Here is a 17,245-nt window from a genome sequence, read left to right on the forward strand (position 1 = left end):
AACAAGTGCTATAGGTTAATCCTTTTCCTGTCTTTTTATAGGCATCATTCCATTTAGATAGAAAATGATTAAATACAAAGCGGCTGCATCCAATGGTTTTGGCAATTAAAACTTCTTGTTCTTTGTTTGGATAGATCCGAAACTTATAGGCCTTGTTGACCAACATTGCTTTCACCTCATTTCATACGGGAATGTATGTTCCCATTCTATCATTACAGAAACTGCTTTGTCTACAGACAACCGATATTCATCTCCCTCTTATCATTGGGCTCTGCCCTTCACATGATTGAAGAGGGAGTCTTCTGTCAGAAAATGATAAATGTATAAAGCAAACACTTCGTGGAATTTTTCAAGGAGTGTTTGCTTTTCTGCGTTTGAAAATGTAAGTATATTAGACTCTTCGGAAGCGGACGCCTATGTGCATAGTTTTTTCATATATTCTTGCTATACTATCCTTGAAAACACAATAGTAAAGGGGATATTAAGATGAGCATACAAATGAAGGCCACTGCCTTTTTAATGAGTATTCTAGTAATCAGTGGTTGCAGTAACGACGCACAGCCCGCTGATGAGATGAATCATTCTATGATGAATCATGACAGCGAGGAAATGGATCATTCTATGATGGACGGTTCATCAATGAACAATGGACATATGAGTCATGATAATGTAGTGAGATTGAATGATTCTACAGGTGAAAATGAAGTAAATATACCACCTTTGTTAGCAAGTGATACAGAAAAAGGAAGGAATTATACGATTAAGGCGCAAAAAGGGGAAGTCGAAATATTTGATGGGATAAAGACAGCAACACTCGGATACAATGGTGATTTTTTAGGACCTGTTCTTCGATTTAAAAAAGGGGAAACGGTAACAATCAAAACGATTAATGAACTGGATGAGATGACAACATTTCATTGGCATGGGTTGGAAGTGTCAGGTGAAGCAGATGGTGGACCGCATAAAACGCTTAGTCCAGGTGAAGAAGAGACAATAACATTTGAAGTTACACAAGAAGCGGCTACTTTATGGTTCCATCCACACCCAGAGGGAAAGACATCTGAACAAGTGTACAAAGGTCTTGCAGGACTGATATACATTGAAGATAATAATTCAACTGAATTGGAGCTTCCTAATGAGTATGGGAAAACCGACATTCCTTTGATTTTTCAAGATCGGACCTTCAATGATCAGAAGCAATTAGATTATAAAGCAGTCATGAATGACGACGGGACCATCGGTGATACGCTATTAATCAATGGTACGATAAATCCTAAGTTGAAAGTTACTAAAGAAAAAGTACGACTGCGTTTGGTTAATGGATCGAATGCAAGAAATTACACATTTAAATTAAATACAGGAGATTCATTTGTTCAAATTGCAACGGATGGTGGTTTTTTGAATGAACCCGTTACATTGAATGAAGTAACGTTGACTCCGTCTGAACGAGCAGAAATAGTAGTTGATTTTGCGCAGCTTAACACATCAAATGACTTAGCGCTAATAAATGAAGATGGGTCCACTCTTTTACCTTTTGAATTGGTAAGTCAACAAGAAAAAGTCACTAAATTAACAGAAGAACTAAATGACTTTTCAGTAACTGAAGAAGAAAGAAATATGCAAGTTACTAAACATATTGAGCTTTTTGGCATGATGGATCATGTGGAGATCAATGGAAAGAAATTTGACCCTGAAAGAATTGATTTCACCCAGAAACAAGGAGTTACCGAAGTATGGGAAATTTACAATAAGAAAGATATGATGGGCGGCATGATTCATCCATTCCACATTCACGGTACACAATTTAAGATCATCTCAAGAGATGGAGTAGAACCTGCAGCTAATGAAAAAGGTTGGAAAGACAGTATAGCTGTTCATCCGGGTGAGAAAGTGAGACTCGCAGTACAGTTTAAGCATAAAGGCGTATATATGTTCCATTGTCACATTTTAGAACATGAGGACAACGGAATGATGGGGCAAATAGAAGTAAAATAATGTGGAGTATAAAACAGTCAGTGCATCGTCTTGCGCACTGGCTGTTTTACACTTCCAATGAATAGAGGGGTTGTACAAAGTGAACTTTCTAGAATAGAATAAGTTAAAAAAGCGTCTGCTTCCTGTCATAGAAGTAGACGTTTTTCAGATATTATAACTTAAATCGCTGTATGAGTACGTTTAATTCTTCTGCTAAATTAGCTAAATCTCTTGAGTTATTAGCAACTTCCTCCATAGCACTGCTTGCTTGTTCAGAGGAAGCCGATGTTTCTTCAACGCCAGCAGCGGATTGGTGTGTAATGTCTGCGATTTCTTCGACTGCCTTATTCATCTCTTGGCTGTTTTCGGATAGAGCACGTAAATCATCTGATACAGCCCGGATCCTATCGACCATTTCGGTTACCGCGACACTGATTGTATCGAATGTTTCGCCAGTACGTTCAATTTGGTTCGTTCCTTCTTCTACTTCTTTATAACCTTCTCGCAAAGAAGTGGCTACAAAGCTGGATTCAGTTTGGATTTGCTTAACGATTTCTGTGATATTGGTTACAGAAACAGCGGACTGTTCTGCAAGGGTTCTTACTTCATCTGCCACTACAGCGAAGCCTTTACCGTGTTCTCCTGCGCGTGCTGCTTCGATTGCAGCATTTAATGCCAATAAATTCGTTTGACTCGCGATATCCTGAATGACAGAAACGAGTTCGGAAATTTGCTGTGTATGCTTGTCCAGTCCTTCTACTTTAACGACTGCATCTTGAACAATTTTATCAATCACGGTCATTTGTTCGGATGAGGAAGTCATTAGCTTGCTTCCTGTATTCGTCATTTCAAGTACTTCGTTTGACGAGCGATGAATATAATCGCCGTTTTCATTGGCGAGCATTACCTTTGAAGCGAATGTTTCCATGGCAGACGATAGAGTACTAGCGTTCATTGCTTGGGATTCTGTACCGTGGGCGAGATCTTCCATAGTAATCGTGATCTGAGCTGTTCCGGCTTTGACTTCATTTGCTGATTGAGTCAATTCTTCACTTTGTGCCGAAACTGTTTCAGCTACTTTATTAATTTCATCCAATAAATCATGCATGCTCTGGCCCATTTCATTAGTAGAACCAATTAATTGGCCGATTTCATCTCGTAACTTCGTTTCTAAAGGAGGGTTGCTTAAATCCCGACCTGCAATTTGTTTCATCCGTTCCATGACGGTACGGAGCGGTTTGGAGATAGAATTCGCAGTGAATAATGCTACCGCGACGCTTAACAGAATGACGAGAATTATGATACTAGATACGAAGATCAATGTAGAGTTACCAGTCGCTAGTAAGTTTTCTTCTATATCAATAATTTTTTTTTCCCGGTCTAGGGCTGTTTTTTCATAAGCAGCCATTAGATAGCGTGCATCGTCGTTCGATGCCAAAAGATTACGGTGCGCCACCTCTTCGTTACCCCGCTCATATTCGGCAAACACATTTTCGGTGATGTATTCTCTCCACTGAACCGTTCTCTTAATTAAATGCAATGATTCTTGTGTAGTTCCTATTCTTTTGATAGTCGCTTGATGTTTTTCACTATCTTCTATGTGTTGATTGAATAGTTCCCTATAGCTCTCTTCACCTGTCAGGATAAAACCGCGGGATGTAGCGATTAGATTGGCCATATGAAATGATAGCTGTTCATCTGCAATGAGAAGAGGTAATTCTTTTTCTAATATACCTTCAGTTGCTTCATTACTATTTTGTAAAGTAGTGAATATAAAAGCCCCTAGTAGAATAATTAGTAGTAAAACTACAGAGAATCCGGTTAATAGTTTACTACGGATACTTTTAAATCTACTTAACATTCATCACAACTCCTAGTCAAATTAATATGTATATTATAACCGCATTATACCTTTCTCCTAGTTAATAGTCTATAAGTAGTTATAAAGTCTTTGTGTTATTTAAGTAAATTTTTGTGATAAAAGTTTAAATTGATTCTTTGGAAATTATGATGAAAAGTTTAGATATATCATTATAAAAAACTAACAGAGAAGCATAGGTAAGGTAAAAGAATTTGTACTATTTTGATTATTTACCGTGAAGTTATACAAAGTAATTAAATAGTATGATACATTGGTAGTAATTGTATAATATAGTAAGTAGTATTAACTAATTTGGAGGTGCGAACAATGTTGATCGCTCATATTCGTGAAACAGATCATGTAGAACAATCCGTTCAACAACATCTAGAAGAAGTAGCAGAACTTGCTCGTTCTTATGGAGAAATTGTTGGATTAGGGGCACATGCTGAATTGTCAGGTTTTTTGCATGATATGGGGAAATTCACGTGGCATTTTACTACATATTTAAAAAATGCCGTGCTTGAAAATAAAATTGCAAGTGAAAAAATAGATCACTCTTCAGCTGGAGCAAAGTATTTGTATGAGCAGTATGGAGGAAAAGATCCCTTACAAGATTTTGTTATAGAGACAGTAGGGATGGCTGTTTTATCTCATCATTCAGGTATGCAAAACTTTATTCAACCAGATTTAAAACCATCCGACTATATTAGACGTGTAACGAATGAAGAGTTGCCCTTTTACGAAGAAGTCGTATCGAATTTTGAAAGTATTTCTGGAAATGTAGAAAAAGTGGAACAACTCATCATGGAAGCGAAAGAAGAGATGAAAAACTTTGTTCAATTAGTAACACCACTTGGGAACAATCGCCCAATCTATTTAACTCTAATGCAAAAATTAGTTTTTAGCTGCCTGATAGATGCTGATCGGACGAATACGAGGTGTTTTGAAGAAAATAGTAGTGAATCTTCAATGAGCAATCGAGAGGTATTTGAAAAAGGCTATGAGCATTTGATGGAGACAGTAACAGAGTGGCAGAAAAATAGAGAGAGAATCAATGTGCTGCGCAATGATATGTCTGAAAGCTGCGACAAAATGGCTGAGTTACCATCCGCTATTTACACACTTACTGTTCCAACGGGTGGTGGAAAAACATATGCCAGTCTTCGTTATGCGTTGAAACATGCAAAACAGTATAACAAGTCTCGAATTATTTATGTAGTCCCTTATACGACGATTCTGGAACAAAACGCAAATGAAGTAAGAAAAATCATAAAACAACCAGAAGCTGTACTCGAGCATCATGCCAATGTCATAGATGATACCGATTTAGACAATGAGACGGACTACTATGATCATCCCCACCATAAAAGTATGCAACTCGGCCGGGATAACTGGGATTATCCCATCATTTTTACTACGATGGTGCAATATTTGGATGCTTTTTATCAAAAAGGAACGAGAAAGAGCCGCCGTCTACATAATCTGACGGATGCCATTATTATTTTTGATGAAGTTCAATCTGTCCCTTATCAACATAAAGAATTATTTCATGCATCAGTAAATTTCCTTCATGCAATCGGCAATAGCAGCATTGTACTCTGTACGGCTACACAACCTGCTAATCATGCTGCGAGTAAACAAATAGAAGTTCCGCTTCTCCTGGCGAAAGAGCCAGAAATGATACCGCGTCTTGATGAAGTAGTAGATGCGTTTAAACGTGTGAATATTACCTCGAAAGTAGAACTTGAAGGTTGGGATGCGGAACGGATAGCGAAATTTACTAAAACCCTTTTGGCGGATCGTGATTCGGTATTAATCATCTTGAATACGAAGATTGCCGCAAAGAAATTGTATCAAGCGTTGGACATACTCGAAGATACTCATATTTTTCACTTGAGTACATCTATGTGTCCTATGCATCGCAAGGAAGTGCTAGAAGAGGTGAAGAGTAGGTTAGGAAAAGAGAAAGTGGTTTGTGTTAGTACACAGCTAATTGAAGCAGGTGTCGACATAAGCTTCGAATCGGTTGTTAGATCGTTAGCAGGACTAGATTCAATCGCACAAGCAGCGGGAAGATGTAATCGACATGCGGAAAGAGAACTTGGGGATGTATTTGTTATTCGTGCAAAAGATGAAAACTTATCTAGACTACCTGAAATTCGTATTGGTGCTGAAGTAACGGACAACTACATTTTAGCAAATCCCGAATTAGTAGATCGCTTACTTCACCCAAAGACAATTGAAACTTATTTTACTCACTTTCTAGCACAGGCAAAACGTGAAGTTTTAATCACTCCAGCTGGATTGGATTATGATTTACTCACATTGTTGAAAGGAACTCTTGCAGCACAACGGCCAAAGGAAACTAAGTCATCGGGGATGCTTAAAACGATTGAAAAGCACTTCGAAGCAATTCATTCGCCTACGACTGCTGTTTTGGTACCGTATGGGGATGCGGGAAAAGAGTTAATCGCTAGTTTAAACGAACAGATTCATGATTTTAAGAAATTCAACATGTTAATCAAGAAGGCACAGCAATATAGTGTGAATCTTTACTCGCACGAATTACGGATATTGAGCAATGAAGGATTGATCGAATCTTTATACGAGGACTCAATTTTTTGTTTAAAGGAGAATGCGTATGATCAAGAGTACGGTGTGGCGTTAGAAGGGCAAGCGAAATTTGGAGATTACAATTTTTGAGGAGGTGAATGACATGAGAAATCAAATCGAATTTGTTGTACATGCAAAATATGGACTATTCACAGACCCGTTGACTCGCATAGGAGGAGAAAAATTTACTTATCAAGTCCCAACCTATCAAGCATTAAAAGGAATTACAGAGTCGATCTATTGGAAACCGACCATTACATGGTATATCGACGAAGTCCGGGTGATGAATCCGATCCAGACTGAAGTAAAAGCGATGCGTCCCATTAAGTATCAAAGTGAAGCGAATGACTTAATGTATTACACCTATTTGCGTAATCCGATGTATCAAGTTCGTGCACATTTCGAATTTAACGAAAATAGACCCGATTTAGCCTACGATCGTAATGAGAACAAGCATCACAATATCGCCAAACGTTCTGTCGAAAGAGGTGGCAGGCGTGATATTTATTTAGGCACAAGAGAATGCCAAGGGTATGTCGAAGCTTGTACGTTCGGTGAAGGAATAGGGTTCTATGACAAGTATGGAGAAATCAGTTTCGGACAAATGTTTCATGGATTTACTTATCCCGATGAAGGAGACGGAAAGTCGTTTCAAGCGCGTTTGAGTCCAACGGTAATGAAAGACGGAGTTATTCACTTTAAACGGCCCGAAGAGTGTGAAGTTACACGTACAATCCACGAAGAACCGATGAAATCATTTGAAAAAGGCGTGAACTTTACTTCGGTAGAAGAAGAGTACGAGATGATCTTTGAGGAGGTGGACAGATGAGCTGGATGAAAAAACTGGCTGAAGTGTATGATTACAACGATCATCAAGTGGGCGAGTTTGAGGAACGGAGAAAGCAACGGATGACGCTATTGCCGGTGTCACATGTTATGCAAAGTGCGCAAATTGCAGTGTTATTGACGCAAGATGGTGAATTTCATAGCGCCAAGGTGATTGATAAGGAAAATGCCCGTACGATAGTTCCGGCTACACCTAACTCTGCAAATCGAAGTAATTCTAGTGCACCGCATTTCATACATGACAAGTTGGTCTATGTGGCGGGAGACTATGTGCACTACGGCGGAGATGTAAAATTTGCAGAACATCATCAGCACTATAAAAAGCAAATGAAAGAATGGTCTGAATCAGAAGCAGTCTCCAGCAAGATCCAATCTGTTTATCAGTATATATCTAAAGGACATTTGATTAAGGATTTGGTCGATGCGAAAATCCTATATCTAGATAATGGAGGAAAGTTGTTGAATAAGTGGCCAGCGACAGCTGAAGGAGAAAAGCCGGAAATTTATAAAGTAGCTCCTTCAGAAGCGTCGGCAGCATTTGTTCGTTTCGATGTTCTGCATGAAACTGCCGATGATTCAGTGATTTGGGAAGATAAGGACCTATTTGAGAACTTTATCGTTTTTTTGAATGCAACGAACGAGATGGAGAATGGCATATGTTATATCACGGGTGAGCAAACAAACTTAACAACACAGCATGGTTCACGTATTCGAAATGCAGGTGATATGTCTAAATTGATTTCCGCCAATGATGATGCTGGCTTTACTTACCGTGGACGTTTTGCCAAGCCGACCGAAGCCGTGCAAATCGGTTACGAAATATCTCAAAAAGCACATCATGCATTAAGGTGGCTAATCCAACGGCAAGGTACATATGTGGATTCTCGCTACTTTATAACATTTGGAAAAGAGCAAACAGAAATTCTTAGCCAATTCGACGGGACTAAGGAACTCTATGCTAGTTGTGGGGAAGATTTTGTAGATATCTTTGCGGAAGATATTGAAGAACAGGGTAAGCAACTTGCGGATACGGAAGAATTAGTGGCGGCGGAATTGAACAAGGCAATACAAGGGTTGCGTCACACACTAAGTAAAGAGGATCTAGAGAACGTTATCGTTATGGCACTTGATGCGGCTACCAAAGGCCGTCTTGCGATTGTTTATTATCAAGAGTTGAGCATAGATTTGTTTTTAGATGCAATTCTTCATTGGCATAATACATGCAAGTGGCTACAAACAACTAAAGATCCAGCTACAAATAAGATGAAAACTTTTATAGGCACACCATCTACTTATAGATTAGCAGAAGCGGTTTATGGGAGTAAGGGAGATAGTAGGATAAAAAAAGATTTTTACACAAGAATGCTTCCTTGCATTGTTGAAAGAAAACCGTTGCCGAATGATATTGTATCACTGATTTTCAATCGAGTGAAAAATCCATTCAGTTTTAAAAATACAATGGAGTCATGGGAAGCTACGTTACAAATTGCCTGTGCACTCATCAATAAACAATATGAAAGTGAGGGATATACGGTGGCTATTCAGGAAGAAAATAATTCAAGAGACTATTTATTTGGTCGTTTACTAGGAGTTGCTGAAGTCATGGAAAGAAGTGTGTTGAAAGAACGTGATGAGAACAGGGCGACAAATGCGACAAGATATTTCAATGCATTTTCACAGCATCCAGCCCGTACATGGATGGTCATTCGAAAACAGCTATCACCATATTTCCAACGACCTGGAAGTAGCACAGGTTATTATGCGATGCTTATGCAAAAGATTGAAGATCAATTAGCAGTGGATCAAATGACCGATGCGCCGCTGGGACCGGTATTCTTACTGGGATACAGTAGTCAGATTCAAGAGATGTATACAAAAAAGGGGGAAAAAGAACATGTCAGCATTGAAAAATAAAATTGATTTTGCAGTAGTATTTACGGTAGATAAAGCCAATCCAAATGGTGATCCACTTAACGGCAATCGCCCAAGGCAAGATTTTTATGGACATGGAGAAGTGTCGGATGTGGCAATCAAACGTAAATTAAGAAATCGTCTACAAGATGAAGGGTTACCAATCTTAGTACAGTCTGATGAAAGACGTTCGGATGAGTATCGTAGTATCAAAGACCGTGTGGAATCGGTGGAAGAGTTAAAGAAGCTGTTATCTAAAGCGAAAGCAACAGGAACTGACGAGCAAACAGCGGAAATGCTTGCATCTGAAAATTGGTATGATGTGCGTGCATTTGGACAAGTATTCGCATTTAAAGGTACAAAGATGTCTATTGGAATTCGTGGTCCAGTGTCAATCCATACAGCTACGAGTATTGAGCCTGTCGATGTAACAAGTATGCAAATCACGAAAAGTGTGAACTCGACAACTAACGAAAAAGATCCGGGCCAAAAAACATCTGACACAATGGGTATGAAGCACCGAGTAGACTTTGGTGTTTATGTGTTTTATGGCAGTATCAATCCTCAGCTTGCGGAGCGTACAGGCTTCACTTATGAAGATGCTGAAAGTTTAAAAGAAGCATTAAAGACATTATTTGCGAATGATGCTTCTTCAGCAAGGCCTGACGGAAGTATGGAAGTGAATAAAGTGTTTTGGTGGGAGCATAATTCGAAATTAGGACAATATTCTTCTGCAGCTGTGCATCGTACAGTTAAAGTGGAAAAAATGAGTGATGCTGTGAAACCAACTATAGAAAATTATCGAATTACAGCAACACCGCTAGAAGGGCTTTCCGTAGAAGAGTATGCTGGGCTATAACGAAGAAGATTATTTAATGTTGTCGGGCCTTCAACATTTTGCCTTTTGCAGACGGCAATGGGCTCTCATTCATATTGAGCAGGAGTGGGAAGAAAATGTACTGACGATTGAAGGGAATTATCTTCATGAAACAGTAGATAATCCTTATACTAGGGAAAAACGTGGGGATACATTGTATGTCAGAGCTTTACCGGTTCATTCACAGTATTTAGGGATAAGTGGTATATGCGATATGGTGGAGTTTATTCAAGATGATGAGGGGGTTCCGCTCGATAAAGAAAAAGGTTTATATCGGGCGAAACCTATTGAATATAAACGTGGAAAGCCAAAAAGTCATGATGCGGATATTCTCCAATTGACCGCACAAACGATTTGTCTGGAAGAAATGCTTAGTACGAGCATTGAAGAAGCTGCACTTTATTATCACGAGATCAAGCGTAGAGAACCTGTGATTATTACGGAAGAAATAAAGATGCGTGTGAAAGACTTAACGAAAGAAATGCATCATTATTATAAGAGACGACATACACCACGCGTAAAAACAGGGAAGCATTGTTTGCAATGTTCGCTTCGTCATCGCTGTCTTCCAGAACTAATGGAACGCGAAAAGGTATCGACTTATATGAATAGGATGTTGGCGGAATGAAACAATTGTTGAATACAGTGTATGTATCAGATCCCGAAGTCTATCTTGCGCTAAAAGGTAAAAATCTAAACTTGCTTAAAGAAAATGAATCATTGGCGCGCATCCCGTTACACAATATAGAAGCTGTTTGTACATTTGGACATCAAGGTGCAAGCCCGGCTTTGATGAAAGAGTGTATGGATCAGAATATTAGCCTAACCTTCTTTTCTAGTAGTGGTCGATTCCGTGGGCGTGTTACAGGTGAGCTAAATGGAAATGTAACACTTCGTAGAGCGCAGTATCGACTAGCGGACGATGAAGAAGAATGCGCCCGTATTGCTGGTAATATGATTATCGGAAAAATATTTAATTGCGAGCAGTTGCTGAAACGCACAATAAGAGATCATGCATTACGAGTAAATAGGGATCGTATGACAAAGGTGATTGAGCGTTTACAAGATTCTAGGAAAGCGGTAAGTGAATGTAATGATTTGGAAGCATTACGTGGAATAGAAGGTAATGCAGCAAGCGCCTACTATAGCATTTTTGAAGAATCCATCCTACAACAGAAAGATGTCTTCTTTTTCAAAGGACGTAACCGGAGGCCGCCACTTGATCCAGTCAACGCATTGTTGTCTTTTGCCTATTCCTTACTAGCAGCAGAAACAGCCTCAGCTCTTGAAGGTGTTGGACTGGATTCGTATGTTGGATTTTTACATCGTGATAGACCGGGTAGAAACTCACTAGCGTTAGACTTGATGGAAGAATTACGACCATTAATTGCAGATCGTTTCGTACTGAAAGTAATTAATCGACAACAACTACAAAGAGATGATTTTACCTTCAAAGAAAATGGCGCGGTTATTTTAACTGATGATGCAAGAAGAAACTTTTTGCAACTTTGGCAAAAAGAAAAACAACAGACAATCACTCATCCGTTTTTAAAGGAAAAAGTATCTTGGGGATTGATTCCGCATGTGCAAGCATTATTATTAGCGCGTCACTTACGCGGTGATCTTGATGCTTATCCTCCCATTTTAATAAGGTAGGTGGTGTAGAGTGCTCGTATTAGTAACTTATGACGTACAGACTCTCACAGATGGTGGTAAAAAACGTTTACGTAGAATTGCGAAAAAGTGTGAAGAGTATGGCGTGCGTGTCCAGAACTCAGTGTTTGAATGTATCGTAGACAGTACTCAATTGAGACAATTGGAAATTGAATTGGAAGAGATTATGGATCCTAAAGTAGATAGCTTACGTTATTATCGTCTGGGTAATAATCATGATTCAAAAGTGAGACATGTTGGTGCGAAACAAGCTCTTAAAGTAGAGGATCCTTTAATTTTCTAATGTGCGAACCTCAAGTTCACATGAAAACCCAGGGAGGTTCGCGCATGATTTGAACTGAATTTTATGTAATTAGGCAAAAAAATATTTGTTAAAGTGATGTATTAGAATAGAAAATACAAGATATAGACTTCAACTTTCTTTTTTATCTATATCTTGCGGTCGCTCCCTGTATAGGGGGCGTGGATTGAAATATTTCAATCATCCTTTTCTAGTTTTTAGTGTTAGTCGCTCCCTGTATAGGGGGCGTGGATTGAAATTAAATCTGCAATACGTTGCGAGTGACTAGCCACCGTCGCTCCCTGTATAGGGGGCGTGGATTGAAATGCGGATAAAAAACTCATCTATATGCAGGCGTTTGTCGCTCCCTGTATAGGGGGCGTGGATTGAAATGGTAGGTTGCCCAATATCAAAATCTCACATTTATAGTCGCTCCCTGTATAGGGGGCGTGGATTGAAATATACTTGCAGATCCAACGCATGATTGAAGATGGCGTCGCTCCCTGTATAGGGGGCGTGGATTGAAATGCCATACGCAAATAATCCCGCTCTAACCTCGTAGTGTCGCTCCCTGTATAGGGGGCGTGGATTGAAATTCCGTAATAGCCGTCTGCGACTACGTCATAACCCGTCGCTCCCTGTATAGGGGGCGTGGATTGAAATGGTGGTGGTATAGGTAACCAAATACTAGAGGGCGGTCGCTCCCTGTATAGGGGGCGTGGATTGAAATACCTCCAGGAGTTCGGGGTTAGCGTGGATATTACCGTCGCTCCCTGTATAGGGGGCGTGGATTGAAATAATTTAAAGACGCAGAAAGAATCAAAACTGAAAGTCGCTCCCTGTATAGGGGGCGTGGATTGAAATCTCTGTATCAAATTCAATTTCATCATCATAGTTGTCGCTCCCTGTATAGGGGGCGTGGATTGAAATATACGCTAAATCACCAATAAAAGAAGAAATATCACGTCGCTCCCTGTATAGGGGGCGTGGATTGAAATGTCCAACTTCAATGATTCATCTACACTGATAGGAACGTCGCTCCCTGTATAGGGGGCGTGGATTGAAATCGTATGCGAAAAACTCTACTTGGTCAGTCAATCGGGTCGCTCCCTGTATAGGGGGCGTGGATTGAAATTTTTCTCTGCCAAATCTAACGGATCGCCCTCATCGTCGCTCCCTGTATAGGGGGCGTGGATTGAAATTGTCCTCGTCCAAGAATCAACAGTAACCTCTTTACCGTCGCTCCCTGTATAGGGGGCGTGGATTGAAATCATTACTGGAGAAAGATCACTAGCATCAACTAGAGTCGCTCCCTGTATAGGGGGCGTGGATTGAAATTCCACTTAATGCTGCACTAACAACCGTAGCACCTGTCGCTCCCTGTATAGGGGGCGTGGATTGAAATTAATTCCGACAAAGATACATAAAAATTACCGTCAGTGTCGCTCCCTGTATAGGGGGCGTGGATTGAAATGTTTTATTAAAGAGTGTAAATCGGTTGACGAATGTCGCTCCCTGTATAGGGGGCGTGGATTGAAATTGTTGAGTGGTCTACCATTTTAGATGACACAAACGCGTCGCTCCCTGTATAGGGGGCGTGGATTGAAATTATTTTAAAAGAGCCGTATCTAATTAAAGAAACCGTCGCTCCCTGTATAGGGGGCGTGGATTGAAATAGTTTATGTAGGTGACGAATTGCAAATCATCGGTGTCGCTCCCTGTATAGGGGGCGTGGATTGAAATTTGGCTTTCTATCTTTCAGGTGACTCTATTTGCGTCGCTCCCTGTATAGGGGGCGTGGATTGAAATTCATGAGGACTACTAAAGCTAATATAAAACGCCGGTCGCTCCCTGTATAGGGGGCGTGGATTGAAATACAATTTAATAACGTCATTTACATGCCAGATAAAGTCGCTCCCTGTATAGGGGGCGTGGATTGAAATAAGAATCTGCTCTTTTGTAATACCTTTGTTGTAGTCGCTCCCTGTATAGGGGGCGTGGATTGAAATTTTGATGTGATGCACGTTTTCTAACTTGTGATACCGTGTCGCTCCCTGTATAGGGGGCGTGGATTGAAATATTTTCTGTATTACGATTTATGGATATTTGTATTGTCGCTCCCTGTATAGGGGGCGTGGATTGAAATGTCTAAATCTTCTATTTTAGAAAACATTATTTCAGTCGCTCCCTGTATAGGGGGCGTGGATTGAAATATTTCTTTTCCTGCTAGTCTAGTAAACGTGAGGGCGTCGCTCCCTGTATAGGGGGCGTGGATTGAAATGAAGAAAATACACAGCAAGGAGAAACACTATGAATGTCGCTCCCTGTATAGGGGGCGTGGATTGAAATCAATTGATTGTTTTTATTATGGCTTTAATTTCGTCGTCGCTCCCTGTATAGGGGGCGTGAATTGAAAGTAGTTATCCAAGATGTGAATAAAAATGTATTCGTTGCGGTATATGATGTAGCAGAAATTAGTCGGGGGACTTTGGTTGGGGTAGTCACTTTAGTAGCATGTTGTAAAATAAAAGCCGGACGAAAAAACATTACTCTTGATCATCCAGCTTAGATGTAGCACGTTCGTCTAAATACCTATACAATGTAGACTTGCTTATTCCAGTTTCTTCTTTAATCTCATAAAGTGAATAATGTTTACTATCATACATAGTAAATGCGCGTTGAAGATTATCATCAGAGATTCGTGGGCGACCGATCAACTTGCCTTGCTGTTTAGCAGCTTGGAGAGAAAAAGTTGAAGAATGACTAAAAAAAGTAGATTGTAATTCAGTGAAATACTCTACATTTTTCAAAAGTGTAGATGATAGAATAGTTTTGTTCGTTAGCTGTTCGTCGATAAAATGTATCGTCATTTGATCGCGCTCTGCTAAGCGTAAAATATCTAATAACTGTTGCAAAGAATCAGCTAACACTTCAATATTTTGGATGAATAGTTCATCGCCTGGCTGAGCAATCATAAGCAAGTTTTCTAGTTCAATTCTTTTTTTAGCTAGTCCATGTGTCTCTCTATAAATCTTGTCTACCTCACTTGTAAGCAATTGCTTTTTGCTTTGCTGGTCTTCTACAGTTGGCCGAATATATCCATACTTCATTATTTTGCCTCCTCTTTCCCAAAACTATTCACTTATGGGACGATAAATGATAAGCTATTGACATTCTAACATTAGGTTGAGTGATTTAACATCATGAGAGGGGAACTATATGCATACTTTACAACAGCAATGGTTCGGTAATGTGCGGGCGGATTTATTGGCGGGTATTGTCGTTGGTCTAGCGCTTATTCCAGAAGCACTAGCATTTGCGTTTATCGTCGGTGTAGACCCGCGTGTGGCGCTTTATGCTTCATTTACCATTGCGGTCATTACTTCATTTGTAGGCGGGCGACCTGGGCTGATATCTGCTGCGACGGGCGCAATGGCTTTAGTGCTTGTTAGTCTGATGGCGGATCATGGCTTACAATACGTGCTCGCTGCTACCGTTTTAACCGGTATTATTCAATTCATTTTAGGTGGATTTGGAGTCGCAAATTTAATGCGATTTATCCCGAATTCGGTCATGCTAGGGTTCGTTAATGCACTTGGAATTATGATCTTTATGACGCAACTGCCGTATTTGGTTGGCTCTGGCGTGATGACGTATATATTTGCAGGGGCTACATTAGTCTTAGTGTATGCGGTTCCGCGGTTTTTCACTGCGATTCCCGCACCGTTGATTGCTATTGTTGTGATGACGACGATTGCTTTATTTAGCGGGGTGAAGTTGCAGTCGATTGGTGATTTAGGTACGATGCCGAATTCATTGCCGACGTTTTTCTTACCGGATATTCCATTGAATTTCGAGACGTTGAAAATCATTTTACCGTATTCATTAGCGCTGGCGATTGTTGGTTTATTGGAGTCGTTGCTAACTTCGCAAGTATTGGATGATATGACGGATACATCGAGTAATAAAAATCGGGAAGCGCGTGGACAAGGGATTGCCAACTTCATCACGGGATTTTTCGGTGGAATGGCAGGTTGTGCGTTGATCGGTCAATCGGTGATTAATATCAAATCAGGCGGGCGGGGACGATTGTCTACATTGACAGCTGGTGTGTTCTTAATGTTTTTGATCATTGTTTTGGGCGATGTAGTTGTCAAAATCCCGATGCCGGTTCTAGCAGGTGTTATGGTTATGGTAGCGATGACGACTTTTAACTGGGGATCATTTAAGTTTTTAAAGTCTGCACCACGGTCGGAATCTGTAGTTATGTTGATTACCGTTGCCATTATTTTATATACACATAACTTAGCAATTGGTGTCGTCATTGGTGTTATTTTAAGTGCGCTATTCTTCGTTGCGAAAATTTCACGTGTCAACGTTACAAATGAAGCAGGAGTTTATAAAATAAAAGGACCTTTATTTTTTGCTTCCACGACAAAATTTATTCAATCATTTGATCAAGTAACTGGCAGAGAAGTTATAATCGATTTCGAGGATAGTCAGCTATGGGACGAGTCTGCAGTAGGGGCGATACTCAAAGTAAAGCAAAAGCTTGAGGAAAAGGGTGTGGACGTAACCATATGCGGACTTAATTCTTCAAGTGAACAATTATATGAAAAGTTACTGTGAGGGAGTGAATGGTATGAAGATTGCTGTTGCGATAGATGGATCAGAAAACGCCTTGCGTGCTGCCAAACATGCAATCATGCTGGCGGAATATTTGCCGAAAGCACAATTGGAAATTATTTATGTGCAGGATTACAGTAAAGCGAAAGACGAACGACTATTGACGCAGAGTCCTGAAAGTTTGTCGCTAAAACGTGAGCAGAAGATGCATCCAATTTTGGCTTTGGCGCGTGAATCGGCAGTCGATGCAAAAGTTGTCACGCTTAAAGGCAACCCGAGCCAGGAAATTATCAAGTATGTAAACGATAAGAAAATTGATAAACTTGTCATCGGTAGTCGTGGTCTGAATACGTTTCAGGAAATGGTTCTTGGTAGTGTCAGCCATAAAGTGATGAAGCATGTGAATTGTCCTGTGACAGTTGTAAAATAACAAAAGGTATCTGCACAATAGCTGTGCAGATACCTTTTTGCTAGGATGCTCACTCATCACGATCTTAAGTCGATAGTTCTTCGATGCGTTGCTATTTATCAGTTGATAAATTAGAAAATGTTTGCTTCGGTATAGCAAACCCTCCACTCGATA

The 17,245-nt window shown here is 40.1% G+C and carries 13 protein-coding genes and 1 CRISPR repeat array; of the genes, 10 read left to right on the top strand and 3 right to left on the bottom strand.

Features of this window, described 5'->3' with window-relative positions:
- The coding region (locus tag ORD22_RS08470; protein ID WP_317645610.1) for a helix-turn-helix domain-containing protein at positions 1-166 on the bottom strand (166 nt) is incomplete at its 3' end.
- 320 nt (positions 167-486) lie between these two features.
- Between ORD22_RS08470 and ORD22_RS08475 the strand changes: the two genes are divergently transcribed.
- Positions 487-1,995 (top strand): multicopper oxidase family protein, encoded by a 1,509-nt coding sequence (locus tag ORD22_RS08475; protein ID WP_317645506.1) that lies wholly within the window; start codon positions 487-489, stop codon positions 1,993-1,995.
- Between the two features lie 151 nt (positions 1,996-2,146).
- Here the strand turns inward: ORD22_RS08475 and ORD22_RS08480 are convergent, their stop codons facing one another.
- Entirely contained in the window at positions 2,147-3,835 is a 1,689-nt protein-coding gene (locus tag ORD22_RS08480) for a methyl-accepting chemotaxis protein (protein ID WP_317645508.1), read from the bottom strand.
- Between the two features lie 327 nt (positions 3,836-4,162).
- On the opposite strand from ORD22_RS08480, the gene cas3 reads away from it, so the two are divergent.
- From cas3 to cas2, 7 genes are read left to right on the top strand one after another with little or no spacing between them, the layout of a single operon-like run.
- Positions 4,163-6,538 carry a CRISPR-associated helicase Cas3' gene (gene cas3 / locus ORD22_RS08485; RefSeq protein ID WP_317645509.1) on the top strand — a complete coding sequence of 792 codons (2,376 nt, stop codon included), beginning with the start codon at positions 4,163-4,165 and terminating at the stop codon, positions 6,536-6,538.
- Between the two features lie 13 nt (positions 6,539-6,551).
- A complete protein-coding gene (cas5c, locus tag ORD22_RS08490; protein ID WP_317645510.1) occupies positions 6,552-7,277 on the top strand; it encodes a type I-C CRISPR-associated protein Cas5c in 726 nt (241 codons plus the stop codon).
- Complete coding sequence (cas8c, locus tag ORD22_RS08495) at positions 7,274-9,208, top strand: type I-C CRISPR-associated protein Cas8c/Csd1 (protein WP_317645511.1); 1,935 nt, start codon at positions 7,274-7,276, stop codon at positions 9,206-9,208. Before cas5c ends, cas8c begins: the two co-directional genes overlap by 4 nt.
- On the top strand, positions 9,189-10,064 hold the full coding sequence (gene cas7c / locus ORD22_RS08500) for a type I-C CRISPR-associated protein Cas7/Csd2 (protein ID WP_317645512.1): 876 nt from the start codon (positions 9,189-9,191) through the stop codon (positions 10,062-10,064). Before cas8c ends, cas7c begins: the two co-directional genes overlap by 20 nt.
- A complete protein-coding gene (gene cas4, locus ORD22_RS08505) occupies positions 10,051-10,710 on the top strand; it encodes a CRISPR-associated protein Cas4 (RefSeq protein ID WP_317645513.1) in 660 nt (219 codons plus the stop codon). The genes cas7c and cas4 overlap by 14 nt, the downstream gene beginning before the upstream one ends.
- On the top strand, positions 10,707-11,738 hold the full coding sequence (gene cas1c / locus ORD22_RS08510) for a type I-C CRISPR-associated endonuclease Cas1c (RefSeq protein WP_317645514.1): 1,032 nt from the start codon (positions 10,707-10,709) through the stop codon (positions 11,736-11,738). Before cas4 ends, cas1c begins: the two co-directional genes overlap by 4 nt.
- A 10-nt stretch (positions 11,739-11,748) precedes the next feature.
- Positions 11,749-12,039 carry a CRISPR-associated endonuclease Cas2 gene (gene cas2 / locus ORD22_RS08515; RefSeq protein WP_317645515.1) on the top strand — a complete coding sequence of 97 codons (291 nt, stop codon included), beginning with the start codon at positions 11,749-11,751 and terminating at the stop codon, positions 12,037-12,039.
- Positions 12,040-12,197: 158 nt separating this feature from the next.
- Positions 12,198-14,453: a CRISPR direct-repeat array (repeat unit 33 nt; unit sequence GTCGCTCCCTGTATAGGGGGCGTGGATTGAAAT).
- Positions 14,454-14,582: 129 nt separating this feature from the next.
- Here cas2 and ORD22_RS08520 read toward each other — a convergent pair.
- The gene (locus ORD22_RS08520; RefSeq protein WP_317645516.1) at positions 14,583-15,146 is read right to left on the bottom strand and encodes a recombinase family protein; all 564 of its coding nucleotides are present in this window, start codon (positions 15,144-15,146) and stop codon (positions 14,583-14,585) included.
- A gap of 109 nt (positions 15,147-15,255) precedes the next feature.
- Between ORD22_RS08520 and ORD22_RS08525 the strand changes: the two genes are divergently transcribed.
- Positions 15,256-16,665: a SulP family inorganic anion transporter gene (locus ORD22_RS08525; protein WP_317645517.1), complete on the top strand. Its 1,410-nt coding sequence runs from the start codon at positions 15,256-15,258 to the stop codon at positions 16,663-16,665.
- Positions 16,666-16,678: 13 nt separating this feature from the next.
- Positions 16,679-17,092 carry a universal stress protein gene (locus ORD22_RS08530; protein WP_317645518.1) on the top strand — a complete coding sequence of 138 codons (414 nt, stop codon included), beginning with the start codon at positions 16,679-16,681 and terminating at the stop codon, positions 17,090-17,092.
- Positions 17,093-17,245 lie beyond the last annotated feature (153 nt).

This window comes from Sporosarcina sp. GW1-11 (assembly GCF_033088395.1).
Taxonomy (GTDB): Bacteria; Bacillota; Bacilli; order Bacillales_A; family Planococcaceae; genus Sporosarcina.

Bases quoted from the DNA above. Each gene is read 5' to 3' on its own strand.
- ORD22_RS08480 (WP_317645508.1), bottom strand. From the start codon at position 3,835: ATGTTAAGTAGATTTAAAAGTATCCGTAGTAAACTATTAACCGGATTC.
- cas1c (WP_317645514.1), top strand. From the start codon at position 10,707: ATGAAACAATTGTTGAATACAGTGTATGTATCAGATCCCGAAGTCTAT.
- ORD22_RS08475 (WP_317645506.1), top strand. From the start codon at position 487: ATGAGCATACAAATGAAGGCCACTGCCTTTTTAATGAGTATTCTAGTA.
- ORD22_RS08525 (WP_317645517.1), top strand. From the start codon at position 15,256: ATGCATACTTTACAACAGCAATGGTTCGGTAATGTGCGGGCGGATTTA.
- cas3 (WP_317645509.1), top strand. From the start codon at position 4,163: ATGTTGATCGCTCATATTCGTGAAACAGATCATGTAGAACAATCCGTT.
- cas5c (WP_317645510.1), top strand. From the start codon at position 6,552: ATGAGAAATCAAATCGAATTTGTTGTACATGCAAAATATGGACTATTC.
- cas8c (WP_317645511.1), top strand. From the start codon at position 7,274: ATGAGCTGGATGAAAAAACTGGCTGAAGTGTATGATTACAACGATCAT.
- ORD22_RS08530 (WP_317645518.1), top strand. From the start codon at position 16,679: ATGAAGATTGCTGTTGCGATAGATGGATCAGAAAACGCCTTGCGTGCT.
- ORD22_RS08520 (WP_317645516.1), bottom strand. From the start codon at position 15,146: ATGAAGTATGGATATATTCGGCCAACTGTAGAAGACCAGCAAAGCAAA.
- cas4 (WP_317645513.1), top strand. From the start codon at position 10,051: ATGCTGGGCTATAACGAAGAAGATTATTTAATGTTGTCGGGCCTTCAA.
- cas7c (WP_317645512.1), top strand. From the start codon at position 9,189: ATGTCAGCATTGAAAAATAAAATTGATTTTGCAGTAGTATTTACGGTA.